Source organism: Niallia sp. M35 (assembly GCF_050971705.1).
Lineage (GTDB): Bacteria > Bacillota > Bacilli > Bacillales > Cytobacillaceae > Niallia > Niallia circulans_A.
In genome coordinates this window covers 1-1,287 of sequence record NZ_JBPCEP010000047.1, presented here as the reverse complement: position 1 = coordinate 1,287, position 1,287 = coordinate 1, and the positions used below count along the sequence as shown (strand labels likewise).

Here is a 1,287-nt window from a genome sequence, read left to right as displayed (position 1 = left end):
TAGACTGACCTAGCAATATGGGACAGTAATAAAACACCTTCTTAGGCTGCCATATTACCAAACTCTATTGGTGTGTGGTAGCCTAATTTTTCTTGAATACGTTCTTCGTTATAATATCTCATAAATTGATCTACACGCTCTTTTACTTCTTTTAAAGATAAAGAATGGAATTTAACATACTGAAATTCCTCTGATTTTAGATTAGAATGAAAGGACTCAATGACGGCATTGTCCCAACAGTTTCCTCTGCGTGACATACTACTGACTAAATTCTGCTCTCTGACCCGACTTTGATACGCATAAGAAGCATAGACACTGCCTTGATCGGAGTGGATGATTATTCCTTCAGGATTCCCTCGTTTTTCTAGTGCTTCATCCAAGGTATCCATTACTAAAGAAGTTTGTTGATGGGGATAAAGCTTATAGGCAACGATTTGATTGTTATACAAATCCATGATGGTAGATAAATATAAAGTATCTGGACCATATTGAATATAGGTAATATCCGTTACCCATTTTTCGTTAGGATTGCTTGCATAAAATTCTCGCTGTAATAAATTGGGCGCAACAATGACCGATTCCCCCTGTGATTTCCACCTTCTCTTTTGCTTAATTCTACACTGAAGATGATATTTTTGCATAATCCGTTGAACAGTATTACGGTTTAATTTAATTTGATAATTACGCTTTAACAGCTCTTTGATCTTCCGGTGTCCATATCGGTACTTTGTTTCTTTGCAGAGGGAAATAATTGTTTCCTCCTCCTTAGATAACTCCATTGGTTGCGAAGATGCCCAGCGATAATACGTAGATCTTGGAACATGTAAAGCAGATAAAATAGCTGATACAGTATATTTTTTTCGTAATGTCTGTACTAATTGGAGGACAATTTCCTTTTCAACTCCTTTTCGATTTCCAAATACTTTTTTAAAATTTCATTTTCCTGCTTTAAGTGATTCATTTGACGTTCTTTTTTATCTTCATCACTTGAATTATCTGGACCATGCCCGTATGAATACTGTTTTCCTATAGGTTGATCGAATCGATGAACTTGATTTTCCCGATACCATTTCATCCACGTTTTGATTTGAGAAACATTTTTAATTCCATATTTCTGCATGATTTCTTGATTCGTAAACTGACCACTCATCTTATCTTTAACAACTGCCCATTTAACCTCACTTGAATATATGTTTTTGCCCACGCAAAACACCTCCGAGTTAGTACTTTGTTTAAGTGTACCATTCGAAGGTGTTTTATAGTGTCTCATTTATTTAGGTTAGTCTA

1 protein-coding gene is annotated in these 1,287 nt (G+C 35.4%); it reads right to left on the bottom strand.

All coding sequences use genetic code 11. The features are described from left to right. Positions 1 to 41 precede the first annotated feature (41 nt). Positions 42 to 1,204 (bottom strand): IS3 family transposase gene (locus NiCM35_RS26600; RefSeq protein ID WP_341161095.1). Its coding sequence is split into 2 segments (ribosomal slippage): positions 42 to 928 and positions 928 to 1,204, totalling 1,164 coding nucleotides; the frame shifts between segments, so codons are not numbered across the junction. Between the last annotated feature and the right edge of the window lie 83 nt (positions 1,205 to 1,287).